At 66.8% G+C, this 23,797-nt stretch carries 25 protein-coding genes and 1 pseudogene; 13 read left to right on the forward strand and 13 right to left on the reverse strand.

Annotation, left to right across the window (positions count from 1 at the left end; translation table 11 throughout):
* Window positions 1-18 precede the first annotated feature (18 nt).
* A complete protein-coding gene (locus ACOOHF_RS05700) occupies window positions 19-1,797 on the reverse strand; it encodes an SLC13 family permease (RefSeq protein ID WP_420463738.1) in 1,779 nt (592 codons plus the stop codon).
* Between the two features lie 51 nt (window positions 1,798-1,848).
* On the opposite strand from ACOOHF_RS05700, the gene ACOOHF_RS05705 reads away from it, so the two are divergent.
* The 9 genes from ACOOHF_RS05705 (at window position 1,849) to ACOOHF_RS05745 (ending at window position 11,507) form a co-directional block, all read left to right on the forward strand.
* The gene (locus ACOOHF_RS05705) at window positions 1,849-2,760 is read left to right on the forward strand and encodes an NAD(P)H-binding protein (protein ID WP_420463739.1); all 912 of its coding nucleotides are present in this window, start codon (window positions 1,849-1,851) and stop codon (window positions 2,758-2,760) included.
* A gap of 179 nt (window positions 2,761-2,939) precedes the next feature.
* A complete protein-coding gene (locus ACOOHF_RS05710; protein WP_420463740.1) occupies window positions 2,940-3,614 on the forward strand; it encodes a hypothetical protein in 675 nt (224 codons plus the stop codon).
* A gap of 75 nt (window positions 3,615-3,689) precedes the next feature.
* The gene (locus ACOOHF_RS05715) at window positions 3,690-4,328 is read left to right on the forward strand and encodes an OmpA family protein (RefSeq protein WP_420463741.1); all 639 of its coding nucleotides are present in this window, start codon (window positions 3,690-3,692) and stop codon (window positions 4,326-4,328) included.
* 106 nt (window positions 4,329-4,434) lie between these two features.
* Window positions 4,435-5,475, forward strand: coding sequence for a YgfZ/GcvT domain-containing protein (locus ACOOHF_RS05720; RefSeq protein WP_420463742.1), 1,041 nt, complete (start codon window positions 4,435-4,437; stop codon window positions 5,473-5,475).
* 54 nt (window positions 5,476-5,529) lie between these two features.
* Complete coding sequence (locus tag ACOOHF_RS05725) at window positions 5,530-6,504, forward strand: alpha-ketoacid dehydrogenase subunit beta (RefSeq protein ID WP_420463743.1); 975 nt, start codon at window positions 5,530-5,532, stop codon at window positions 6,502-6,504.
* 34 nt (window positions 6,505-6,538) lie between these two features.
* Window positions 6,539-7,993 (forward strand): dihydrolipoamide acetyltransferase family protein, encoded by a 1,455-nt coding sequence (locus tag ACOOHF_RS05730; RefSeq protein WP_419934065.1) that lies wholly within the window; start codon window positions 6,539-6,541, stop codon window positions 7,991-7,993.
* A gap of 108 nt (window positions 7,994-8,101) precedes the next feature.
* Window positions 8,102-8,884 (forward strand): succinate dehydrogenase, encoded by a 783-nt coding sequence (locus tag ACOOHF_RS05735; protein WP_420463744.1) that lies wholly within the window; start codon window positions 8,102-8,104, stop codon window positions 8,882-8,884.
* Window positions 8,885-8,964: 80 nt separating this feature from the next.
* Window positions 8,965-10,761 carry a fumarate reductase/succinate dehydrogenase flavoprotein subunit gene (locus ACOOHF_RS05740; protein ID WP_420463745.1) on the forward strand — a complete coding sequence of 599 codons (1,797 nt, stop codon included), beginning with the start codon at window positions 8,965-8,967 and terminating at the stop codon, window positions 10,759-10,761.
* Between the two features lie 5 nt (window positions 10,762-10,766).
* Entirely contained in the window at window positions 10,767-11,507 is a 741-nt protein-coding gene (locus ACOOHF_RS05745) for a succinate dehydrogenase/fumarate reductase iron-sulfur subunit (RefSeq protein ID WP_420463746.1), read from the forward strand.
* Here the strand turns inward: ACOOHF_RS05745 and ACOOHF_RS05750 are convergent.
* From ACOOHF_RS05750 to ACOOHF_RS05780, 7 genes are all read right to left on the reverse strand, one after another.
* Window positions 11,504-11,980 (reverse strand): type II toxin-antitoxin system VapC family toxin, encoded by a 477-nt coding sequence (locus tag ACOOHF_RS05750; RefSeq protein ID WP_419934069.1) that lies wholly within the window; start codon window positions 11,978-11,980, stop codon window positions 11,504-11,506. The two genes, ACOOHF_RS05745 and ACOOHF_RS05750, sit on opposite strands and share 4 nt — an antisense overlap.
* Window positions 11,977-12,180 (reverse strand): AbrB/MazE/SpoVT family DNA-binding domain-containing protein, encoded by a 204-nt coding sequence (locus tag ACOOHF_RS05755; RefSeq protein ID WP_420463747.1) that lies wholly within the window; start codon window positions 12,178-12,180, stop codon window positions 11,977-11,979. The genes ACOOHF_RS05750 and ACOOHF_RS05755 overlap by 4 nt, the downstream gene beginning before the upstream one ends.
* A gap of 77 nt (window positions 12,181-12,257) precedes the next feature.
* On the reverse strand, window positions 12,258-13,259 hold the full coding sequence (locus tag ACOOHF_RS05760; protein ID WP_420463748.1) for a calcium/sodium antiporter: 1,002 nt from the start codon (window positions 13,257-13,259) through the stop codon (window positions 12,258-12,260).
* An 88-nt stretch (window positions 13,260-13,347) separates the two neighbouring features.
* Window positions 13,348-13,806, reverse strand: coding sequence for a bactofilin family protein (locus tag ACOOHF_RS05765; RefSeq protein ID WP_420463749.1), 459 nt, complete (start codon window positions 13,804-13,806; stop codon window positions 13,348-13,350).
* 13 nt (window positions 13,807-13,819) lie between these two features.
* Complete coding sequence (locus ACOOHF_RS05770; RefSeq protein ID WP_420463750.1) at window positions 13,820-14,632, reverse strand: M23 family metallopeptidase; 813 nt, start codon at window positions 14,630-14,632, stop codon at window positions 13,820-13,822.
* Entirely contained in the window at window positions 14,629-15,516 is an 888-nt protein-coding gene (locus ACOOHF_RS05775; protein ID WP_420463751.1) for a ParB/RepB/Spo0J family partition protein, read from the reverse strand. The genes ACOOHF_RS05770 and ACOOHF_RS05775 overlap by 4 nt, the downstream gene beginning before the upstream one ends.
* Window positions 15,509-16,291, reverse strand: coding sequence for a ParA family protein (locus ACOOHF_RS05780; protein WP_420463752.1), 783 nt, complete (start codon window positions 16,289-16,291; stop codon window positions 15,509-15,511). The genes ACOOHF_RS05775 and ACOOHF_RS05780 overlap by 8 nt, the downstream gene beginning before the upstream one ends.
* Window positions 16,292-16,727: 436 nt before the next feature.
* Here ACOOHF_RS05780 and pyrF point away from each other — a divergent pair, with 436 nt between their 5' ends.
* The 3 genes from pyrF to ACOOHF_RS05795 all read left to right on the forward strand — a co-directional run bounded on the left by pyrF (window position 16,728) and on the right by ACOOHF_RS05795 (window position 19,433).
* On the forward strand, window positions 16,728-17,444 hold the full coding sequence (pyrF, locus tag ACOOHF_RS05785; protein WP_420463753.1) for an orotidine-5'-phosphate decarboxylase: 717 nt from the start codon (window positions 16,728-16,730) through the stop codon (window positions 17,442-17,444).
* 337 nt (window positions 17,445-17,781) lie between these two features.
* Window positions 17,782-18,579, forward strand: coding sequence for an Fpg/Nei family DNA glycosylase (locus ACOOHF_RS05790; RefSeq protein ID WP_420463754.1), 798 nt, complete (start codon window positions 17,782-17,784; stop codon window positions 18,577-18,579).
* 35 nt (window positions 18,580-18,614) lie between these two features.
* The gene (locus tag ACOOHF_RS05795; protein ID WP_420463755.1) at window positions 18,615-19,433 is read left to right on the forward strand and encodes a DUF1207 domain-containing protein; all 819 of its coding nucleotides are present in this window, start codon (window positions 18,615-18,617) and stop codon (window positions 19,431-19,433) included.
* Window positions 19,434-19,474: 41 nt separating this feature from the next.
* On the opposite strand, the gene ACOOHF_RS05800 is transcribed toward ACOOHF_RS05795, so the two are convergent.
* The 5 genes and pseudogenes from ACOOHF_RS05800 to rpmH form a co-directional block, all read right to left on the reverse strand.
* Window positions 19,475-20,428: a YidC/Oxa1 family insertase periplasmic-domain containing protein gene (locus ACOOHF_RS05800; protein WP_420463756.1), complete on the reverse strand. Its 954-nt coding sequence runs from the start codon at window positions 20,426-20,428 to the stop codon at window positions 19,475-19,477.
* 175 nt (window positions 20,429-20,603) lie between these two features.
* Window positions 20,604-21,191 (reverse strand): annotated as a pseudogene (locus tag ACOOHF_RS05805) (YidC/Oxa1 family insertase periplasmic-domain containing protein); the annotation flags it as partial.
* Window positions 21,191-21,412, reverse strand: coding sequence for a membrane protein insertion efficiency factor YidD (gene yidD, locus ACOOHF_RS05810; protein ID WP_420463757.1), 222 nt, complete (start codon window positions 21,410-21,412; stop codon window positions 21,191-21,193). The gene yidD and the pseudogene ACOOHF_RS05805, both read right to left, overlap by 1 nt.
* Complete coding sequence (locus ACOOHF_RS05815; protein ID WP_420463758.1) at window positions 21,400-21,807, reverse strand: ribonuclease P protein component; 408 nt, start codon at window positions 21,805-21,807, stop codon at window positions 21,400-21,402. The genes yidD and ACOOHF_RS05815 overlap by 13 nt, the downstream gene beginning before the upstream one ends.
* Window positions 21,773-21,946: a 50S ribosomal protein L34 gene (gene rpmH / locus ACOOHF_RS05820; protein ID WP_419934082.1), complete on the reverse strand. Its 174-nt coding sequence runs from the start codon at window positions 21,944-21,946 to the stop codon at window positions 21,773-21,775. Before rpmH ends, ACOOHF_RS05815 begins: the two co-directional genes overlap by 35 nt.
* A gap of 224 nt (window positions 21,947-22,170) precedes the next feature.
* On the opposite strand from rpmH, the gene dnaA reads away from it, so the two are divergent.
* Window positions 22,171-23,550, forward strand: a complete 1,380-nt coding sequence (dnaA, locus tag ACOOHF_RS05825; RefSeq protein WP_420463759.1) for a chromosomal replication initiator protein DnaA — start codon at window positions 22,171-22,173, stop codon at window positions 23,548-23,550.
* Window positions 23,551-23,797 lie beyond the last annotated feature (247 nt).

Genomic DNA, 23,797 nt, shown 5'->3' on the forward strand with positions numbered 1-23,797 from the left:
AGTCGGGCGGCCAGCCGGTCAGCTGGGCCAGAAGATCGGGATGAGAAGCGTGGCCGTCACCAGCATGAGGAGGTTCAGCACACCACCCACCTTCATGAAGTCCGAGAAGCGGTATCCACCCGGCGCATAGATCATGACGTTCGTCTGGTAGCCGAACGGGGTCACGAACGAGGCCGACGCCCCGAACATCACGGCGACGAGGAGCGCGTACGGATTCATACCGGCCTGCGTCGCCGCGACGATCGCGACGGGTGTGAGCATTACCGCCGTAGCCGCGTTGGATACGATGGCGGTCAGTACGGCCGTCAGCAGGTAGAAGGCCCCGATCAGCCCGGTCTCTCCCAAGGTCGATGTGAGGGTCACCACCCACCCCGCGATCCACGCGGCCGCCCCCGTGGACTCTAGCGCCACGCCCAGAGGGATCAGCCCCGCGAGCACGAAGATCACCAGCCAATCGACCTCCTCGTAGATCTCCTCGACGCGCACACAACGCGTGAACACCATCAGTCCGACGCCGGTGAGGGCGGAGGTCATGATGTCGAGGACGCCGAGAGCGGCCATCAGGACGACGCCAACCATGATGGCCGAGGCGACCGCGGCCCGCGGTCGCCCTCCGGGCTGCGTGTTGACCTCGGACATGGGGATGAACCCGGGATCGTCGGCCAGCCGCTCGAGCGCGGGCGTGGTCCCGTGCATCAGCAGAAGATCGCCCACCCGGAACTTGATCTCGGCCAGTCGCTCGGTCACCGTCACGCCGTGCTGCTGGATCGCGAGCACCGTCGCATCGTATCGCTGTGCAAAGCTCTGATCCTTGAGCGTGCGGCCAACGAGGGCCGAGCCGGGCGCCACCAGAATCTCGACGAGCCGACCGCCTCCCGCCGTGAGGTCGAGTGGCCCGTGTGTGCGCTCGGTGGGGGTCACGAGACGCTGCCGCCGGGCAAGATCCAGCAGCCGGTCGGCCGATCCCTGCACGTACAGAAGGTCGCCCGGCCGTATGTGGCGCTCCCCGTGCGGGGCAGTAATATCCTGCCGGCCCCGTTCGATCCCGAGGACGGTGACCGCGTACCGCTCGCCCCATCCCAGTTCGGCCAGCGACTGGCCGGCCGCCGGCGAATCCGGCGCCACCAGCAGTTCGGTGACGAAGCGCCGGACCTGGTACTTGCTCGACAGGTCCGGGGGGCGCTCGCGGCGAGGCATCTGCTTGCGGCCCACGGTGAAGAGGTAGGCCAGTCCCACGGCGAGACAGATCAGGCCCAGCGGGGCGATCGAGAACATGCTCAGTTCGTCGTAGCCCCGGCTCACCGCTTCTCCATGTACCACGAGGTTCGTGGACGTACCGATGAGCGTGACGGTCCCCCCGAGGATGGAGACGAAGGAGAGCGGCATGAGGTACATGGAGGCCGGTTCCTCGGCCTGCTCGGCGAGCGAGATGAAGACCGGGATGAAGACCATCACCACGGCCGTGTTGTTGAGGAAAGGCGAAAGAAAGGCGACGATGAGGCAGAGCACGAACATGCGGCTGTACGGCCCGCCGAGCGGAGCGGTTCGCGCCCACAGCCCGATCGCCGCGACGAGGCCGGTCTTGCGGAGCCCCAGGCCGAGGACGAGCATCGCGCCCACCGTTACGGTCGCGCGGCTCGAGAGGCCCGAGACCGCCTGGGCCGGCGTCAGGATGCCGCCCAGAAGCAGGGCGACCGGTATCGCCATCGCGACCTGGTCCAGGCGTAGCCGATCGATGGCAAACAGGACGAGAGCCGCGAGCGCCAGACAGAGCACGAACACGATGTCGAACGTCATGCGCAGATGTTCAGCCCTTGCCCGTCCCGGCGCCAGTCGGGCGAGATTCTGATGCGCCGGATCCTCGTCGCGGGCGGGACCGGCTTCCTCGGACGGGCCTTCGCGCGGGGGCTGGTTCGCCGGGGGGCGCGAGTCGTCGTGCTGACCCGGTTCCCCGACAGGGCGGCGGGTCTCGGGCTCCCGGTCGACTACGTGCCGGGGGACGTCCGGCGGCCCGACACCCTTGGGCCCGCGATGCGCGGCGTCGACACAGCCGTCCTCTGCGTGCAGTTCCCGGGCTACCCCGTGGAAGCACCCGCGCGGGGCCGCACCTTCATGGAGGTCGACGCGCGGGGCACGGCCGCCCTCGTGGAGGCCGCGGTCGAGGGGGGGGTTCGAAAGCTGGTGTACGTGTCGGGAGTGGGGGCCGATCCGGACGCCGCGCGGATCTGGTATCGTGCGAAGGGACTCGCCGAGGCCTCGGTGAGGGAATCGGGCCTCGCCCACGCGATCGTCCGACCTTCATGGGTCTACGGGCCCGAGGACCGGAGCCTCAATCGCTTCGTGACCCTCATCCGCGCCGTCCCGTTCTTCTTCCCTCAACTGGGCGGAGGTTGTGGACGGATCACGCCCATCCATGCCGACGACCTGGCGGATCTCGTCTGCGAGGTGACACTGGGTACGGCGGGCGACGGGCTCACCCTGGAAGCGGGCGGACCCGAAGTGCTCACGCTGGACGAGGTCGTCCGGACGGCGATGCGGGTGCTCGGCCGCCCGAAGCCGATTCTCCACCTGCCGCTCCCGCTCGTGAAGCTCGGCGGCGCCCTTCTTGAGCTTCTTCCCGGCCAACTGCTCTCGCGAGGTGCCGTTGACTTCGTCACCCAGGACGGCGTGGCGGACTCCCGCCTCGTCCGCGACCGTTTCCCGTCCTTCCATCCTCGGGCTATGGGCCCCGGACTGGAGGCGTATCTGTCCAGTTCGTGACCATCGCGTGGGGTGTTGTCTCCCTTGCATTTTGCGCGTTTGCCGGCTTAGCTTTAGTTGGTTTTTGAAGGTAGCGGAGCCGGTCTGCCGCAGGTCTCCGTATTCTCACGTTGGAGAGTGTTCGAGCGGCGCGCGCCCGAGGACTCCCTGGCGGTCCCACAGACACGCAGGAGGTCGATATGAAGGTTGGTTCCAGAAAGCTGGGCTTGACGCTCGGCGCGGTGGTGATGTTGGCTCTCCTGCCCGAGCGGGCCGAGGCGCAGACGGGTCCCTATTCTCCGATGTTCTGGTCGTTCGAGGGCAGCGTCGGGATGGTGCTTCCGATGGGCGACATCGCGGACGCGGCCGAGTCCGGGCCCGCGTTCACGGCCGCCGCGTCCTATTTCATGAGCCCGCGGCTCGCCCTCCGGGCGGAGGGTGGTCTCGACATGCTCGGCACGAAAGGCTCGGTCGATCCGAACTTCCAGATTCTGCACCTGCTGGGCGGGATCGAGTATCACCTCGTCGATCCGATGGGGAACACGACCGTCGCCGTGGATGTGCTCGCGGGGGCCTCGACCTTCGACACGGATGTCATTCGGGTGCATGACCACCCCAACTCGGGTGACTTCACCGTCGGCCTGGTGAACGGCTCCTACGTCTCGGGCAATGCCGGCATCAAGGTCGGATACAACTTCGCCCGGCACGCCGACAGCGGCGTCCCCATGGTGACGCTCTTCGCCCATGCCAAGGTGCGCATGATCTGGGCGGACGCGGAGAACACCCATGTCTACATGGCGCTGAACGGCCTGGATGGGTTCGACACCGTCATGGAGATTCCCTTCTCGGTGGGCCTCCGCATCAACTTCCCGTGATTTGTTGAAGGAGAGCCCTCGGGGCTCCCGCCCTGTTGATTCAGGACGTTCATAACGCAAGAAGGAGAAGTGGGGATGGGTGAGACCAGAAGATGGGTGGCGGGCGTTGTGGTCATACTTGCGTTCGTATCCACGGGCTGCATGCAACTCGTGCGCCAGTGGGAGCTCGACGCGATCATGGAGCCCGTCCACGGGCAACTCGCCGATCACGAGACACGGATCTCGGCGAACGCGGCCGCGATCGAGTCGTTTCAGAACGACATCGATGAACTGCGGCGCCGACTGGATCAGTTGCAGCGGGAGTTCGGCGGGCATGTGGGTGACGACGATATGCACGGGGGCGGCCTTACCGTGTCCCTGCCGGTTCATTTTGACTTCAACAGTTCGGACATCCGTGCCGTCGATCGGCCTATTCTCGACGCATTCGCCGCGGCGATCGCCGGCACCTTCCCGCAGGCGCGGATCACCGTAGAGGGCTCGGCCGATCAGGCCGGTTCCCCCGACTACAACATGCGGCTGTCGACCGCGCGTGCCGAGAGCGTGAGGGATTATCTCGTTCAGAACGGCGGTCTCGACGCGGACAACGTCGGCGCCGTCGGGATGGGCGAGAGCCGACTCGTCAACGAGGAGACGGGGGTCCAGAACCCGCAGAGCGGTATCGAGAATCGCCGCGCGACGTTCATCATCGAATGGGCCGGCCCCGGCTCAAGCTAGGCTCGACACCCTGACGGATCCGCCGATGGCGGTTTCGGAGCCAGGCTCCCGGGTTTCGGCCCGGGAGCCTTTTTGCTCGACGGGATATCGGGCCGCTCTCGAGCGGGTGGCTTGCCTTCCGGATCGCGGACGAAGCGTCGTTGCCCTGTCGGGTGCCGCGCCGCTGCGCGTGGTCAACGGTCTCGCGTCAAACGACACGGGCGAAGTCGAGAACGGCCGCGGGACCTACTCCTATCTGCTCGACCGCCGCGGACGGGTCGTGGTCGATCTGAGGGTCCTTCCCGCGCCGGAGTTCGAGGCGTCCCCGGGTCCGCTCACGGTGTGGCTGGATGCGCCCGCATCGGGCCGGGAGGCGCTGACGCGTCACCTCGAGAAGTACGTGCCACCGATTCTCGCGATGCACCGACCGACGAGCGCGGGTGTGGTTTCCCTCCTCGGCCCGCTCGCCGCCGACGCGCTCCGGCGCTGGACCGCCGACTCGAAGGCGGTCTTCCTGAAGGACCCGGGCGAACTCGAGTCTCTGGAGGCGACCACGGTGCGCCTCGAAGGCGCAGCCGGGCTCGCCGTGCGCCGCGAGGACATCGAGGGGCCCGGTTTCGACCTCTACGTGGAACCGAAGGACGGCGGCGGGGCCGAGGCAGCAGCGATTCGCAAACAGCTGGAAGCCGTGGTGACAAGTCTGGACGGGACCGTCGCGACCGGGGCGGATTGGGAGATTCTGCGGGTCGAGCGAGGGTTGCCGGCCTTCGGGGCGGAACTGGGTCCGGACCGGCTGGCACCGGAAGCGGGTCAGGATGCCCGGGCCATCAGCCTCACGAAGGGGTGTTTCACGGGACAGGAAGTGGTCGCCCGCATTCACTACCGCGGCCATGTGAACTGGCACCTTCGCGGGATCCGGGGCGGGGCGGGGACGCCGGGAGACACCGGCGATCGTTGCGACCTGGTGGGCTCCGAGCTTCACGCCGTCGCGGGTCCGCCCGCCCGGAAGCCTGTCGGCGTCGTCACATCGGCCGTCGTCTCTCCGCGCTTCGGACTGATCGGCCTCGCATATCTCCGCCGCGAGATCGAACCGGGCGATACGGTTCGATCCTTCCAGGCCCCCCATGGGGAGTTCGAGGTGACCGCCCTACCCTTTACCAAGAGGTAAAGGGCCAACCGCAAGGCGTTGCCCCCCTTTCCTGGCTGCGGTATTCTCCGCCATGTGACGACGTATCTGGAAGCGATCCGGGAGGCGATCCGGGAGGAAATGGAGGCCGATCCCGATGTCTTCATCATGGGTGAAGATATCGGGCCCTACGGGGGCGCCTTCAGAATCACGGAAGGCTTGCTGGCCGAGTTCGGCCCGCATCGGGTCATCGACACTCCGATCAGCGAGGCGGCGATCGTGGGGGCCGCGATCGGTGCGGCGCACATGGGTCTGAAGCCCGTCTGTGAGATGCAGTTCATCGACTTCATCGCGCCGGCCTTCAACGTCATCGTGAACTTCGCGGCCAAGGTCCGGTATCGCACGGGCGCCGGCGCCGGTCTCGTGATTCGCGGGCCGTGCGGCGCCGGCGTCCGGGCCGGCCCGTTTCACTCGCAGAACGTGGAATCGTACTTCGCCAACGTTCCGGGTCTGAAGATGGTCGCGCCCGCCACTGTCCGGGACGCGAAGGGCCTTCTGAAGGCCGCGATCCGCGACCCGGATCCGGTGCTTTTCTTTGAGCATAAGTACCTCTACCGGCGACTCAAGGATGAGTTGCCGGCCGGTGAGGAGATCCTGACACCCCTCGGGAAGGCCCGGACCCACCGGGAAGGAGCCGACCTGACGATCGTCACCTACGGGGCCATGGTCCATACGGCACATGAAGCGGCCGAACGAGTCGCCCACGAGGACGGAGCGGAGGTCGAGATCATCGACCTCAGAAGCCTGCAACCTCTCGACGCCGCCGCGGTCCTCGACAGCGTGAGAAAGACCGGGAGACTCCTTATCGTGCACGAGGCGCCGCGCTTCGGGGGCTTCGGGGGCGAGTTGGCGGCGGTGGCGTGCGAAGGGGCGTTCGAGTGGCTGGACGCGCCGATCCGGCGTGTGACCGCCCGCGACACGCCGGTGCCGTATGCTGCGCCACTCGAGGATGCGCACCTGCCGCAGGTCGCTGACATCGTATCGATGGCTCGCGAACAACTGAATTACTGAGGGACGCCGAGCAGAAACCGGAGAAGGAAGAGCTATGTCGAAAGTGGATGTGATCATGCCGCAGATGGGTGAATCCATCGCGGAGGGGACGTTGACGCGCTGGCTCAAGTCGGTCGGCGACGCGGTCGAGCGGGACGAAGACCTGTTCGAGATCTCGACGGACAAGGTGGACGCGGACATCCCTTCCCCCGCCGCGGGGGTGCTCGCCGAGGTGCTTGTGCAGAACGGCGAGACCGTCGAGGTGAACACGATCGTCGCGAGGATCGAGACTGATATGACAGCCGGTGTGGGCCAGGCGGAGACGCATACGGGCGATATGCCCGACACGCCCGCTCCGACCGCCCCCGCGCCCGATCCGGCACCGGCCGACACGGCTGCGGCCACGCTCCCGGAGGCCGTTGCAACGACGGCGGCGGACGGATCGCCCGCGAGCCGCGAGGAGCGGCTGAGGACGCGGTCCACGCCGCTCGTGCGGAAGATCGCCGCCGAGCATGGCCTCGACATCGACCAGGTGACCGGCACCGGCAGTTCCGGACGGGTGACGCGCGATGACATCCTGGCCTTCATCGCCTCCGGAGGGCCGGAAACCGCCGGCCCTCCGGAGACGGCCGTTGCGCAACTCCCAGCGTCGGTCTCGGTCCCCGCCGAGCCAGCCCCCCCGGCACCCGTGCCCGCCCCTCCGTCCGCCCCGACCCTCGGGCCGGCGGCGCCCGGGACGCTTCGCGTTCCGATCCACGGAGCGACGCTGGACATTAAGCTCGGCTCCGTGCCGGTGCGGGATCGGGACCGGGTCGAGGAGATGAGCAGAGTTCGCCTGCGGACGATGGAGCACATGCTCATGTCCAGGCGGGTGTCGGCCCATGTGACCTCCGTCAACGAGGTCGACTTCGAGCGTGTCGTGCAGTTGCGGCGATCGATGAAGGGAAGGTTCGCCGAGCAGGGCGTGAAACTCACGTACGGCCCGTTCATCTACCGGGCCGTGATCGACGCCCTGCGACAGTATCCGATCCTGAACGCGTCCGTGGACGGATCGCGAATCGTCTATCACGGGAATATCAACCTCGGCATCGCCGTGGCGCTGAACGACGGTCGCGAACTCATCGTCCCCGTCATCAAGGACGCGGACCAACTCAGCCTCCTGGGGCTCGCGGAGCGGGCCAATGCGCTTGCGGCCAAGGCCCGCGACAAGGCGCTCGATTTCGACGACATCCAGGGAGGCACGTTCACGATCACCAACGTGGGTGTGTTCGGGAACCTGTTCGGGACGCCGATCATCAACCAGCCGCAGGTGGCGATCCTCGGCACGGGCGTCATCGAGAAGCGGCCCGTGGTCGTGCAGGACGCTCTGGGCAATGACGTGATCGCGATCCGCCACCGGGCGTATTTCGGCCTCTCTTACGACCACCGGGTCGTCGACGGCGCGATGGCGGCGTTCTTCCTGAACAGGGTGCAGGAGTACCTCGAGGACTTCCCGGACGAGATGGCCTAGCAGCCCTCATCGGCGCCGGTCGCGGCTTGACGCCGTCCGGACCGCCCGGTAGGCTGGCCGCGTTCCTCCACGTGGACCCGGCGCCGGTTCAGAATTCGACGGGAGACAATGGAAAGCTCGGTCGCGGTGCGAGATCGCGGATTCGGCAAGACCCTCCGAACGGATCGCTGGTGGGTTCCCCCGCTCAGCGTCGCTCTGGGGCTCGGCTTCTTCGGGCTGTATGCGACCTGGGCGATCCTGCAGGGCGGCAACTATTTTACCGACCCCTACCTGTCCCCTTTCTACTCGCCGTGCATCGCCGCCAGCTGCCCCGAGCAGATCCGGTTGCTCGGGCTCGAGTGGTGGCCCTTCTCACCCGCGATCCTCATGATGGGGGTCATCCTGGGGTTTCGGGGGACCTGCTACTACTACCGGAAGGCCTACTACCGGGCCTATTTCCTCGATCCGCCGGCGTGTGCGGTGGGGGAGTTCCGCGGCGACAGGTATGGCGGCGAGACGAAGTTCCCCTGGATCCTGCAGAACCTGCACCGCTATTTCCTCTACGCCTCGATCGTCATCTGGCTCTTCCTGACGTACGACACCGTTCACGGCTTTTTCTTCGAGGACGGGTTCGGGGTGGGGCTCGGATCCCTGATCCTGCTGCTCAACCTCGTCCTCCTCTCCGGCTACTGGTTCGGGTGCCATTCGCTCCGGCACCTGATCGGGGGCAACGTCGACTGCTATTCCTGCGCGCTTGCGGGGAAGGCGCGCTACAAGGCCTGGAAGGGCGTGAGCTGGTTCAACAAGCGACACATGAACTGGGCTTGGTTCAGTCTCGCTTTCGTGTGTGTGACCGACCTCTACATCCGGCTCGTCGCGATGGGCACGTTCCAGGACCCACGGCTCTTTTGAGTCGTCCACCGATCCCCGTCGGGGGACCTTTCTGACGACTCTCACTCCGGCTACGCACACCGACCCTCAGCGGAACCTGCATGGAGATGCGAGAACGCCACGAACATGACGTGCTGGTGATCGGCGCCGGCGGCGCCGGGTTGCGGGCGACCATCGAGGCGATTGCGGCCGGCGCCTCCGTGGCGCTCGTCGGCAAGTCGCTGCTCGGCAAGGCGCACACGGTCATGGCCGAAGGCGGCATGGCGGCCGCACTCGGCAACAACCGGCCCGAGGACAACTGGCGGGTCCATTTCCGCGACACCATGCGCGGCGGGAAGGGGCTGTGCGACTGGCGCATGGCCCAGGCTCACGCGCGGGAGGCGCCGGATCGCGTGCGGGAGCTCGAAGCATGGGGTGCTCTCTTCGACCGCGCGGAGGACGGCCGCATGAACCAGCGCCCGTTCGGGGGACACACGTACGGGAGGCTGGCGCACGTGGGGGACCGGACGGGGCTGGAGCTGATCCGGACGCTCCAGGACCACGCCGTGCACGAGGGCGCCGACGTCTTCATGGAGTGCACGGTTGTCCGCTTGCTCGTGGTCGAGGGCCGTGTGGCCGGTGCGCTGGCCTACTGGCGTCCGACGGGCGAGTTCGTGCTCTTCCGGGCCCGGACCGTCATCCTTGCGACGGGCGGGCTCGGCAAGGCGTGGAAGATCACGTCCAATTCGTGGGAATGCACCGGCGACGGCGTCGCCCTCGCGTACCATGCCGGAGCCGAACTCATGGGAATGGAGTTCGTCCAGTTCCATCCCACCGGCATGGTGTGGCCGCCCAGCGTGCGCGGCACGCTCGTCACGGAGGGGGTCCGCGGCGAAGGCGGCGTCCTCACGAACAGCGAGGGTGAGCGCTTCATGTTCCGCTACGTCCCCGAGATGTTCGAGGGGGACTACGCGGAGACCGAGGAGGAAGCGGACCGCTGGGTCGAGGGGGATCGTGTAAGCAATCGCCGGCCGCCCGAACTCCTGACCCGGGACGTGGTCGCGAAAGCGATCATCGCGGAGGTGGAGGCCGGGCGCGGCAGCCCGCACGGCGGCGTCTTCCTCGACATCTCCAGCAAGCGCGGCCCGGAGTACATCAAGGCGAAGCTCCCGAGCATGTATCACCAGTTCAAGGAACTCGCCGGCGTCGATATCACGGTCGACGCGATGGAGGTGGGACCGACGACGCACTACGCGATGGGGGGCGTGAAGGTCGACCCGGAGACGGCCGCCACCTGCGTGCCCGGCCTGTACGCGGCGGGCGAGGTCGCGGCTGGACTGCACGGGGGCAACCGCCTCGGCGGCAATTCCCTTTCGGACCTCATCGTTTTCGGCCGGCGCGCCGGTGCGGCCGCCGCCGCGGAGGCGAAGGATCTGGATCTCATCGACGTCGCCGACGGCGAACTCGAGGACGCCGAGCGGCAGGCACTCTCCCCCTTCGCGCGCGAGGGCGGGCGCAACCCCTTCTCGCTGCAGGAGGAACTGCAACAGGTCATGCAGGACAAGGTGGGGATCGCTCGAACGGAGGCGCACCTGCACGAGGCGCTGGCGGACGTGCGGCGGCTGCGCGCGGAGGTCGACAGCTGTTCCGCCGACGGGGGGAGGGCCTTCAACCCCGGCTGGCACACCTGGATCGACCTGCACGCCATGCTCACGGTCTCCGAAGCCGTCGTGCTCGCGGCGCTCGAGCGCAGGGAGAGTCGCGGGGCTCATACCCGGATCGACTATCCGGATTCGGACCCCGAGTTCGGGCGGGTCAACCTGGTCATTCGATCCTCCGACGGGCGGATGGTGACTGACGCCGAGCCGGTAGCGGCGCCGCCGGACGACCTGCGGCGGCTCATCGAGGAAGGGGTGTAAGCGAGGTGGCGCAACGAACCTTCGAAGTCTACCGCGGCTCGGAAGTCCAGGGGGCGCTGGAGTCCTACGAGATCGACGTGGACGAAGGCATGGTCGTACTCGACGCGATCCACCGCATTCAGGCCGAACATGCCCCGGACCTCGCCGTACGCTGGAACTGCAAGGCCGGCAAGTGCGGGTCCTGCAGTTGCGAGGTCAACGGGCAGCCCCGACTCACCTGCATGACGCGGTTGTCGGACTACGGCGCGCAAGAGACGATCACGGTCACGCCAATGAAGGCCTTCCCCGTGATCAAGGACCTCGTCACGGACGTCTCGCAGGGGTATCGGAACAACGCCTCGATCCCGCGCTTCAAGCCGCGCCCGCGTGACACCGAGGACGGCTGGCGAATGCAGCAGTTCGAGATCGAGCGCGCGCAGGAGATGCGGAAGTGCATCGAATGCTTCCTCTGCCAGGACGTGTGCCACGTCCTCCGGTCGCACCGAAAGCACGAGGAGTTCATCGGCCCGACCTACCTGGTGAGGACGGCCGGATACAGCCTGAATCCCATCGATGTCGAGGATCGGAGCGAGTTCCTGAAGGGCTCCGCGGGGATCGGCTACTGCAACATCACGAAGTGCTGCACGGAAGTGTGCCCGGAGAGCATCACCATCACCGACAACGCGATCATTCCGCTCAAGGAACGCGTGGTCGACCGCTTCCATGACCCGCTCAAGGCGCTCGTCCGACTCGTGCGGAGAAGCTAGCCGTCGTCTGAGGTGACGTCCTCCATGTTGAGCACGAGCATTCCCGCGATCCGCCGCAGGACCGATCCTGTGGTGAGGTAGATCTCGGCGCCCGACACGAGGGCCGTTGCGATCTGGAACGCCCGTTCGGGGCGCCCTCCCAGCCGTGCCCGGACCTCGGCGGCCTGAAGCGCGATCTCCGGGCCGGCCGGTACGAGCTCAAGTCGCGCGTGGAGCCGCAGCGTCCGGGCGACCTCCCGGGCCAGGGCCGCCTCTCCCTGCCGGTAGACTTCCGCGAGGATCTGGTACAGCGAGAGGCTCGAGGTCTGGGCGGTGATCCGCCCATCCCGTATGCCCGCGAACACGACGTCCGTGCGCGCGACGTGCCCGGTCGCCGTGAGGTGGAGGGCCAGAACCCGCGCATCGACGTGGACCAGCGTGGCCCGCGCGAGACGTTCGACGAAACCATCCGGCGTCCCGACCTCCGCCGTCATCCGTCGGTGAGCTCGGCCCAGAGGTCCCCGGATCCGGCGACGTCCTTGAGGGCGCCGCCGAGGCGATCCTCCAGATCCGGGGGCAGCTTCTCCATCTGGACCGTGTCGCCCTCCACCGTGACGGCCAGCCGGTCGCCGGGTGCCAGGCCAAGGGCGTCCCGGGCCGGCTTCGGCACCACGATCTGGTTCTTGCTGCTCATCTTTACGGAAACGACCATGAAGCCAACTTATGCTTTACGGCGTGACTTTACAATTCTCCCGTGGCGGCTTCTTTTTACTACGCAGGTAGCGCGAATGCGATGAGCGACACAATGTACCCAAGGTAAAGCAGGAGTAGGAGCGCACCCTCCCACCGTTGCACCGTACCTCTATGCAAGGCGAGCGGGATGAGAATGATCGAGAACGCGAGGGCCGGAAGGACGTAGCCGACGACGATGCTCGGGTCGAGGACGAGAGGTCGGAGGAGCGCGGACGTACCGAGGACCAGACCGAGATTGAAGACGTTGGAGCCAATGACGTTCCCGATTGCAATGTCACCCATGTGTCGGTAGGCGGCGACCAGCGTGGATGCGAGTTCCGGCAGCGAAGTACCCACCGCTATCATGGTTGCGGCGACGACGGCCTCGGGCAGCCGGAGCGTGACCGCGATGCCCTTCCCGCCCTCGAGCAGCCACTCCGCTCCGAAGTAGAGCAACGTCATGCCGAGCCCGATTCGCAGGAGCGACCCCCAAGGGCCGGGTAGGTCGGTCTCCGCATCGTCTGCTTCGGGCTCCCCTGCCGACTCCGTTTCGCTGGCGGCGGGCCGGGGTGGCCGGGGTTTGCTGTGCCTGACTCCGCTCCTCTCCCACCGCACGAGGAAGAAGAGGTAGAGCGACCAGCCGGACACGAGCACGAACCCGTCGAGTCGACCGAGGGCGTCGTTCAGGGACAGCGCCATCACGAGCGACAGCACGAAGATGACGAGCGGGGTCTCCCTCACGATGACCCGGTGGTGCACCACAATCGGGCGAATCAGGGCACCGATGCCGACGATCAGGCCCACGTTCGCCGCGGTCGACCCCATGACGTTCCCGACGGCGAAGCCCGCGTCCCCGGCCAGTGCGGCGCTCCCGCTCACGAAGAGCTCGGGGGCGGACGTACCGAAGGCGACCACCGTGAGGCCGACGACGAGCGGACTTACGCCGAGGCGCTGAGCCAGCGCGGCCGCGCCGCGGACGAGCCAGTCCGCTCCCAGCGTGAGGGGCACGAGCGCGAACACGAAGAGAAGCGTGTCCCTCATCGGCGGTCAGGGCGTTCTGCAGAACATACGACGGCTTCAAGGCCCCCCGGGCGGCGCCCCCGTGAACCCGGCGGCATGGGCTTCCGGGTCAGCTGCGGCCAGCCGCGTGCTTCTTCGGTTGGAGGGAACGCCCAGGCCCTTTCGTGCCCGAAGCCGTCGCCGCGGCGGGGACCTTTTCGGCCGAGTCCGCCTTCGACATGTGGAAGCGGCCGTCGATCTGCCCACCCTCGTCCAGCTTGATCCGCCGGCTCCGGATGTCACCTTCGATACGGCAGGTCTCCTGCAATTCCACCCGGCTCGCGCCCATGACCGTCCCCTGTACGGAGCCAGCGACCACGACATCCTGGGTCTCGATATCTCCGACAACCTGCCCCTTCTTGCCCACGACCACCGACTTCGATGCCTTGACCGACCCTTCGACCTTCCCTTCCACGCGCACCGTGCCCTCGCACTGTATGTCCCCGAGGACGATCATTCCCGGTGCGATCACCGAAACCACGTCGCTCACCTCGCGGACGGGTGGAGCTTGTCGAGAATCTCTGATCATGTCCCCTTAATCCTCACTTCGGTTCCGTGTCCGTTGAGGCCCTGGCGCCACCCCGAACACTGTGGTCTGCGACCAGCGTAAGTGGATCCAGCAGCGCGCCGCTCCGCGCCAGCTCCAGGTGCAGATGGGGCGCCGACGATCGCCCTGTGTTGCCCGTAAGGGCAATCACCTCGAGCCGCTCCACTTGGTCACCGGCGCCGACGAACAGCCAGGAGTTGTGCCCATACAATGACGTCAGCCCGTCGGCGTGCGCAATCCGGAGGAACTTTCCGTAGACAGGGTCGTCCCCCGCTTCTTCGACAACCCCCACCTGGATCGCCCGAACGTATGATCCGGTGGGTACCGCGATATCCAGGCCCGTGTGCCCCTCCCCGGAAGCTTCCGGACGCGAACCGAACGTCCTCGTTATGAAGCCCCGCTGCGTGAGAGGCCAGGCGGGCGTCGCACCTTCAAGATCCGGCGGCGACGGCAGGGCCCGCGTGCCGGCTCCCACGATGTTCGCCGGCGGCGGGGCGGCCGGTCGCCCCTCCGTCACCGCGTCCTGCAGGAGGCCGAACCCCTCTTCCAGTTCGATCAGCCGGCCCGCCAGGGCGTTGACCCGAGCCCGCTCGGCCCCAAGCACCGCGAGCCGGGCCTCCAGCTCCGCGACTCGGGCCGCCTCGCTTCGTCCGGCGATGAACACCCCCAGCAGTACGCCGAACGCAACGACGGCGAGTATGGACCCCGACACCGTCACGAGCACCCGCGCCGTTCCCAGCCGCAGGGTATGGAACCCATGCCCGTCGCGACGGACGAACTGAAGCGTCCAGTCCTGCAACCGCATCATTCCCGCAACTCCGCAGCCAACGCCTCGCCTCCCATCAATTCAACCAGTCGCAGGAAATCTTCCGAGTCATGGAAGCGGACGACCACTTCGCCACCCCCGTCCGACCGGGTCCGGACCTGTACCTGCGTCCCGAAGCCGCGTTCCAGCTCGCGTTCGGCCCGCCGCAGGAAAGGATCGTGCGTTTCGCGACTTCGCTTGCCCGGTCGCCGCTTCCGGGATGGTCGACCCCTCCGAACGCGGCGCTCCGTCTCGCGCACCGACCAGCCCTCCCCCACGGCCTCCACGGCCATCCGAGTCCGGGCCTCGGCGTCCGGGAGCATCAGGAGCGCCCGGCCGTGGCCGGCGGACAACTGCCCGCTCGCGAGCAGCGTGAGCACGGGGGCGGGAAGCGCGAGCAGGCGAAGCGCGTTCGCGACCGTCGATCGATCCCGGCCCACGTGGCGCCCGACCTCCTCCTGCGTAAGGCCGAACTCCTCGATCAGCTGTCGGTAGCCGCGGGCTTCCTCCAGGGCGGACAGGTCTTGCCGTTGAAGGTTCTCGACCAGGGCCACGACCAGCATCTGTTCATCGGTCAGGGTACGCACGATCGCTGGAACCGAATCCCAGCCAAGGCTTTCGATCGCCCGAAACCGTCGTTCCCCCACGACGATCTCGAAGCCGTCCGCCACGGCCCTCACGACAATCGGTTGGAGCAACCCGTTCTGTCGAATTGAGTCCGCAAGTTCGGCGAGCCGTTCCGCGTCGAACTCGCCGCGCGGCTGGAAAGGATTGGGACGCACGGCGTTAGTCGGAATCGAGGCGTCGCTCGTCGCGGGTTCGGCATCGAGGTTCTCGCCCAGGAGCGCGGCGAGTCCCTTCCCGAGGCGGCGGTCGCTCTTAGGCAATCTTCTCCTCCCGGTGCCGATCGAGCAGCTCGCGCGCCAGGCTGAGGTATCCGCGGGCGCCGCTCGACAGGAGATCGTAGCTGGCAATCGGTTCCCCGAAGCTGGGCGCTTCGGCCAGTCGGATGTTCCGCGGGATCATCGTGTCGAAGACCTTGCCCCCGAAGTACTCCCGCGCCTCGGCCGCCACCTGCTTGGCGAGGTTCAGCCGCGAGTCGTACATCGTCAACAAGACCCCTTCGATCTCCAGGCCCGGATTGATCGCGCGCTGGACGAGCCGAACCGTGTTCAGCAGCTGGCTCAAGCCCTCGAGAGCGTAGAACTCACACTGGATGGGAATCAGCACGGCGTCGGCCGCGGCCAGAGCGTTCAAGGTCAGCAAGCCGAGTGACGGGGGCGAATCGATGAGGATGTAGTCGTAGTCCTCGCGTAACACGTTGACCTTCTCGCTCAGGATCTTCTGGCGGTCCGCCCGGTCGATCAACTCCACCTCGGCTCCGGTGAGATCCCGGCTCGCGGAGACGACCGACAGACAGGAAAAGTGCACTTCGTCTCGCACCGCAGCCCGCAACGGTTGAGCGGTGACGAGGCAGTCGTACACGGTCGGCGTATTGCCGTCCTTCCGGAGCCCCAGCCCGGACGTCGCGTTCCCCTGCGGATCGAAGTCGATGACAAGCGTCTTGCGCTCGGCGATCGCCAATGACGCACCCAGGTTGATGGCCGTGGTGGTCTTGCCGACCCCGCCCTTCTGATTGGCGATGGTGATCACTCGACCCACGACGAATCCGCTCCTCGCTCGATCCCGCGGCTGACGGATCGCCGCTGGATTCCCGTAACATATTGTTGTACAACTGGTTACGAATGTAGTCCGGTTGTCGTCGCCGCCTCGATCGACGGATTTGGCCGGGGTGAACGACGGGCCTGCCGGACCACGATGCCGGACCACAACCAATATACCTCCGTCTCGAGTTTATGCACGTTTCACGTGAAACGCTCCGGCCACCGCTCGCCGGGAGGGGCGGGGGGCCGTGAAGCTGACCCGTACCTGTCTCCGGGAGTTGCGTCCGGGTTCCGTGCTCTCGTTTCACGTGAAACGCCTCTCGCTCTCCTCTTGCCCGTTCCGGTCCAGACGCGGAGCTTCGTCGTCCGACTCAGCTATTGTTCTGCGCTTGTCTGCGCCAACGACTCGTTGGAAAGAGGAGAAGAAGAGAATCGTGCCGACAATCCGGACGAACGACCGCCTGATCCTGGCGCTCGACGTGCCGAGCGCCGACGAAGCGCGCGCCCTTGTCGACACGCTCGGCGGGACCGTTTCCTTCTACAAGATCGGTCTGGAACTCTTTCTGTCGGGTGCCTACTTCGACCTCGCCGACTGGTTGCGATCCCGGGAGAAGAGGGTCTTCGCCGACCTGAAGCTGTACGACGTACCCCAGACGGTGGGCGCCGCCGTCCGGCAGCTTCGGCGCAGAGACGTGGATTTCCTGACCGTACACGGCAACGACGCGATCCTCCGGGCCGCTTGTGACGCGGCGCGGGGGACCCTGGGCATCCTCGCGGTCACCGTGCTCACGAGCCTTGACCGGGCGGACATGGAAGATCTCGGCTTCAAGGCCGACATTCCGGCGGTTGTACGCTCCCGAGCGCGCCGGGCGCAGGCGATCGGTTGCGCCGGCGTAATCAGTTCCGGACACGAGGCCGCCAGGATCCGTGCGGTCGTATCCGATGGTTTCCGCATCGTCGTTCCCGGAATTCGCGCCGCCAGCCAGGCCGGCCACGACGACCAGAAGCGCACGGTGGACGTGGAGACGGCGTTCGAAGCTGGAGCGGACTACATCGTGATGGGGCGGCCCATCCGCAACGCGCCGGACCCGGTGGCGGCCGTTGCCGCCGTCCAGGATCGGATTGCGGCTTATTTTGCGCGGGACGGATGAGGCCCCCGTGGCTCGCGGCGCAGCGACCCGCGCCGCACGTACCCCACTGTATTATAAGGCGTTATGGGTGACCGCCGTACCAATACGGACCCGGGCCCGGCCACCCGTACGCAACCCGAAGTTGCTGGCTCCCTGAATCAAGCCCCGATGGTCGTTGACGGGCCCTTGAGACCCCACCCGCAACTTGACCTTGTTCGTGGTCCTGGCGAGCCTGCGAGGTCCGCTCCGGCCCCGGTCGTTCTGGCGCGAAGGTGTGAAACTTGAAGCACGAGGCACTTTTTTCGCGTACGGGTGTAGACGCACTGACACCCATATTGCCTACCGGAGCCGTAATGCGATGATAGAACTTCCCGACGTAGAGCGGATGATAGAGAGTATCGCCGGCTACACGACCGGCAAGACGATCTCGGCCATTCGCATCGACGACCCCAGCGTGGTGTTCCTCAAGCCCTGGATCGTACAGGATCACCTCGAGCACCACGCGGTGGATTCCGTCGAGCGCCACGGCCGACACGTCGTCCTGAGGTTTCGCTCGGACTACAGTCTGGTCTTCGACATGGGAGACGACGGTCGCCTGCGACTGGAGTCCCAGACGGCGCCCCCCACCGAGAGAACCCGGATTCGGTTTCAGTTCGCGGCGGGCAGAGAACTCAGGTTCTCGTCGTCCGGGTCGCAGGGCGCCGTGGAGGCCGTTGCGGGAAGCGAGTTCGACGAGAACGGGACGCTCGAGAGTCTGGGCGTCGATCCGCTGAGCGAAGACCTGACCGTCGAACGGTTCGAGAAGCTCGCGTCCGGCAACGCCCGATCGACCATCAAGGGATTTCTTCTGAACCAGAAGGCCATCGCCGGTATCGGTAACGATTACGCGGACGAGATCTGCTTCCAGGCCGGGGTACGCCCCGACCTGCGGGTCGGTAGCCTGCGACCCGACCAGATTCAGCGCCTGCACCGTTACCTGAAGCGGGTGCTGCGGCGCGCCACGCTTCACTGGAGTGCCGCGCACTCCGACCCGGGCTGGCTGATCAACTCCCGCCTCAACGGGAGTGGTTGCCCACGCTGCCGGCATGAGCTTACCTCCCTCCGGGTCACCGGCCGCAAGACCATAATCTGTCCGAGGTGCCAGCGGGCAGCCTGAAGATTCGTCTTCGGCGGCCGGGCAGGAGGGCCGGCGTGTCCTTCGCGTCCGCCCTCCTGTTTCTCGCGCCCGCGCTGTGCGGGTCGCTGTCCGCTCAGACCCATGGCGCGCCCCGCGACCCGATCCGTGACCGCAATGGGCACCCGTTCCGAACCCCCGCCGGATCCCCGCTCGAGCCCGCGCATCGTATGGCATTCTACCGCGGCGTCCGCGACTCCGTCCGCAACGGAATCGCCTTGGCGGATATCGGAGATCGGCTCCAGTTCTGGATCCGGCGGGATCCGGACGGGTCCGTGGAGTGGGCGGGGGCGATTCACGGCGGGGCGTTCTCTCGTTTCGACCTCGGTGGGCCGGATCAGAGCCTCATCGAGGTCCACTACCGGATCGGAGCGCTACTCCGCGCCCGGCTGGGTGCGCTCGCAGCTCGCGCCGAGATCTATCACGTCAGCTCACACCTGGGGGACGAATTCCTCCTCGACACCGGCACGGAACCCATCAGCACGAGTCGCGAGGGCCTCGAGGTGCTGGTCCAGGGATCCCCCCTGTCCGGCCTGACCGTCTACGGCGGACCGGGGGTGCTACTCCGGAGTTCCCGTGACCTGGAGCGCGTCTCGTTTCGGGCCGGCGCGGACTGGGAATCGTCCCGCCTCGCGCACGCCCGGCTCTACGCTTCGCTGGACCTTTTCGGTTGGGCCGAACTTGGCTGGGAGCCCGCGCTCGCTGCCGAGGTGGGGGCCGCGCTCGGTCGAGGCACGAAGATCGGGTTCGGACTCGGGTTCGGCCCTTCGCGGGCAGAGCAGTTTCTTCGCGAGTCCGAGAGACTGCTGGGCCTCTCGATCTCCCACGTGCGCTGAAGGCCCGACTCCGCCGCGGCCCGTCCGGCAGCCCGTAGTTGCTAGCTGTTCTTTCGGCTGGCGGCCGGCTGCGCCTTGCGGCGCTCCCGCGACAGGTACAGCTGCTGAGGCAGCGAGGCGATGTTCGACGCCGTGTAGTAGAGGTTCAGCCCCGCCGCGAGACTGGCGAAGAAGAAGGTGACGACCACGGGGAGAACGTACGAGATCATCTTCATCTGCCCGCTCGTCTCCATGCCCCTCTGCGTGATCCAGGCGAGCAGCAGCATGGAACCCCCCATCAGGGCCGGCACGATGAAGAGTGGGTCGCGAAGCGAAAGGTCGGCAAGCCACAGGAAGGGGACGCCGCGGAACTCGATCGTATTCTGGAACACGAAGAAGAGGGTGATCAGGATCGGGAACGGCACCAGCATCGGGAGGCAACCGCCCAGCGGGTTGACCCCGTGTTCCTTGTACAGTTTCATCTGCTCCTGCTGAAGCCGCTGCGCGTCGCCCTTGTACCGTTCCTGCAGCTGCTTGACCTCGGGCTGCATCGCCATCTGCTTCATCTGCTGCCGCATCGAGATCTGGTAGAGCGGGAACAGGACGATCCGGGACGCGACGCCGAAGAGGATCAGGACCCAGCCGTACGCGAGCGCGAACGACTCGTGCATCCAGATCAGCACGGCGACGATGAGGTTCCCGAAGGGCCGGATGAACCACCGGAACCAGCTCCAGCCATAGGGGTTCACGTTGTGCAGTTCCTGCCCCACCGCCTGCAGTCGCTCGAAGTCCTGCGGTCCGATGTACGCGACGTACTCGAACCCCTCGCTGCCCGCCGGCACGGGAAGCGTCGCCTGCATGACGGCCACGTCCTCCTCGGCGACCCCCCGCAGCATGACGCCGCCGACGCCGGGGCTGTTCGGGGGCGTGACCAGGGCCGCCAGCCAGTACTTCGATTTCGACGCGACCCAGCTGAAGGGACCACCGGCCGCGGGCACCGATTCGCCGTCGTCCACTCCACCGAGGCGCTCCGCCGATATCTGCTCCGGACCGGCTCCGCGTGACGAGCGCCCGCGCCCGCCGATCCTCCTGCGGCACGGCCTCGTTCAGCTCGACCCCGCGCCCGAGCCCGATGAGCAGCGCATGCCCCACCTCGCCGAGTCCGCGCAGACCCCCGCTGGCTTCGATCCGATAGTCATCCGGCTGGAAGCGGTAGGTAACGTCGAACGTGACCTGGCCGACGGGGGCTTCGAACGTCAGCTCCGCCGGCCCGTTGGTGACGTCCAGGCGCGTCGCGGAGGCGTCGAACACGACCGAAGCGAGCGACACCGTGTCCCCTCTGAGCGTGACGCCGTACGTCAGGATCGCGTCATCGGGCCGGATCAACTCCACGTTCGCGCCGAGGTGTCCACCCGACGCGAAGTTCTCGTACTCCAGCATCGTGGCGCCAACGAGCCGGGCTCCGCGGGTGTCGAATCGGTATTCGAACAGGTCGGAGCGGACGATGACCGTCTCGCCGGCCCGCGGTGCCGGCGCCTCTTCCTGGCCGGGGACCTCCATCTCCTCGGGTTCCGCGAGCGCGGCCGCCATTTCTTCCGCGGCCCTCTCCGCGCCCGAAGGCTCGGGCTCCTCGCCGCCTGCGGGGGCTTGCGGGCTCGCGGTCGTCTCGTCCCCCGGAATGCCGGGTTCGAGCGGGCGTTCGACGGGCGGGAAGATGACGTTCGAGAGGATCATGATCCCGATCATGAGCGCTATGGCATAGAGCAGACGGCGTTCCATCAACGCTTCCGTGGTGGTACGGGATCGTGCCCGTACGATCCGAACGGCTGACAACGCAGGAGCCTGCGAACCACCAGACACCACCCCTGGCCGGCCCCGAATCGCTTCAGCGCGGTCAGTGCGTACTCCGAACAGCTGGGCTCATATCGGCAACTCGGCGGTAGCCACGGCGAGACGACGAGCTGATAGGCGCGGATCGCACCGATCATCAGCGTGCGCATACGATCTCCGTGGCATCTCTCAGGACTGCCTGCAGCTTCCGGTACGAGGCTTCATAGGCGGCCGGTTTCGCCCGCAGGATCACGTCCAGGTCAAGCCGCCGCGCCTCGAGAGCGGGCAGCAACTGAATCCGGGCGATCTCGAAGAGCCGGCGCCGCACGCGGTTGCGGGCGACCGCGGTTCGGCCGTGGCGCGGCGTCACGATCCCTATTCGCGGGCGCCCGGCGGGAGATGAGGCGAAGAACACGTCGACGAGTCGGCCGCCGCTGCGTCGGCCCTCACGCATCGTGCGCCGTATGTCACGAGTTGTCCGCAGCCTCGCCGCGCGCGGGAGGCGGAAACCCCCCCGCGGACGCGCCGCACTAGCGGCTTCGTCGCTTGCGGCGGAACGCGTCACTGACCGTCAGTCGGCGCCGACCCTTTTGGCGGCGGCGCGACAGGGTTCGACGGCCGGCCTTGGTCTTCATGCGGGCCCGGAACCCGTGATCGCGGACGCGCTTCCTGTTGGTCGGCTTGCTGTATGTGGGCTTCCCCATCGCAGATCACCCGTAGCTTTTGCGGTCGCTGCCCTCTCTTCGAGGTGAGCCCGGAAGTCTAGACGCGATGCCGGATAGTGTCAATTCGGGAGGCGGCGACTCCGGCGCCCGCGGATGGCCGTCCGATCCCGGAGGAGCTTTCTCGCTCGTTGACACCCGCCGCCGCGCTCGTCTAAAATGGGGCTTCCCATCCCACCGTCTTTTTTCTCTGCCAGCGCGACGCGATGGAGCTGACCGCACACGAGGCCTGGACCAAAATCCGCGCGTCCGCGCAGGGCCTGCTGCCCGAGCAGACCTACCGCACCTGGCTTGCTTCCACGGAGGCGGTCTCGCTCTCGGACGACACGCTCATCATCTCCGCGCCCACCAAGTTCGCCGTGGAGTGGGTGGAGGATAAGTACGGCGGCCTGCTCCGGGACATCGCCGAACGCGAACTCGGGGCGCGCCTGCGACTTCTGTTTGAGCATCGCGGTGCGGAGGAGCGGATCGAGTTCCCCCACGTTTCAGACCCCTACCCGGCAAGCCTCGGCGCGCTTCTGGCTGCGGACCCGCCACGGGCCGGCATTCCATCGGCCGCACCGCTCAACGAACGATACACCTTCGCGCGGTTCGTCATCGGCGGCAGTAATGAACTCGCGGCCGCGGCCTCCGATCGCGTGGCCGCAGCCCCGGCGACGACCTACAACCCCCTCTTCATCTGGGGAGGTACGGGGCTTGGCAAGACGCATCTGATGCACGCGATCGGAAACACGATCCTCGCCCGCCTGCCGGACCGCCAAGTCGCCTACATCCCCTCGGAACAGTTCACGAACGAGATGATCGACGCGATCCGGACAGGGCAGACGGCGCTCTTCCGCGAACGGTATCGGCGCATCGACGTGCTCCTCGTCGACGACGTTCACTTCATCGCGAACAAGGAAGGCACGCAGGAGGAGTTCTTCCACACGTTCAACGCGCTCTACGACGCGAAGAAGCAGATCGTCATCACGAGCGACCGGCCGCCGCAGGAGATCCCGGGTCTTCAGGAACGGCTCGTCTCCCGCTTCGAGTGGGGCCTCGTCACGGACATCCAGCCGCCCGATCTGGAGACCCGCTCCGCCATCCTCCGCCAGAAGGCGCTCGAAGACGGTATCGAGATCGAAGACGATGTCGTTGAGTACGTGGCGCGCAGTCGGCGGACCTCCGTCCGGCAGCTCGAAGGCGCACTCATCAAGCTCCTCGCCTTCAGCTCGCTCACGCGCCGCGAGATCTCGCTCGACATGGCCCGCGAGGCACTCGGTCCCGAAGTCCCCCGGCCCGAGGAAGAGCCCATCGAGGTATCGCCGGAAGAAGTCCGCGAGCGCACGGCATCGTTATGGGGGGTGTCCAGCGAGGCGCTGATGTCGAAGCGGCGCAACCGGACGATCACCGTCCCCCGGCAGGTGGCGATGTACCTCATCAAGACGCACCTGGACCTGCCCTATTCCGACATCGGCCACCTGTTCGGAGGAAGGAACCACTCCACCGTAATCCACTCGGTGAACAAGGTCGAGGCCGACATGGCCTCCGACATCCTCCTTCGTACGCGCGTCCTGCAACTCCAGAAGGAGTTGTTCAGAACCTGATGCCCGGCCCGTCGAGAACACACCGAAGAATGTCGGCAACCACACCGGTTTCCGCCGCGAGTCTCGCAGGTGCCAATCCCGACATCGGGATTTTCGGCGGAGCTTCCACGTCCATGCCGCATTATCGACAGCTCGCACATCCCCGAAAGACCGTATGCCCCCGCGCATATCGGGACGTTTTCGACACGTGGACGGGCCCTACTACTACCACGTTGAGAGAGATATCATACGCACCCGTAGAACCAAC

It is taken from the genome of Candidatus Palauibacter sp., assembly GCF_965216145.1.
Taxonomy (GTDB): domain Bacteria; phylum Gemmatimonadota; class Gemmatimonadetes; order Palauibacterales; family Palauibacteraceae; genus Palauibacter.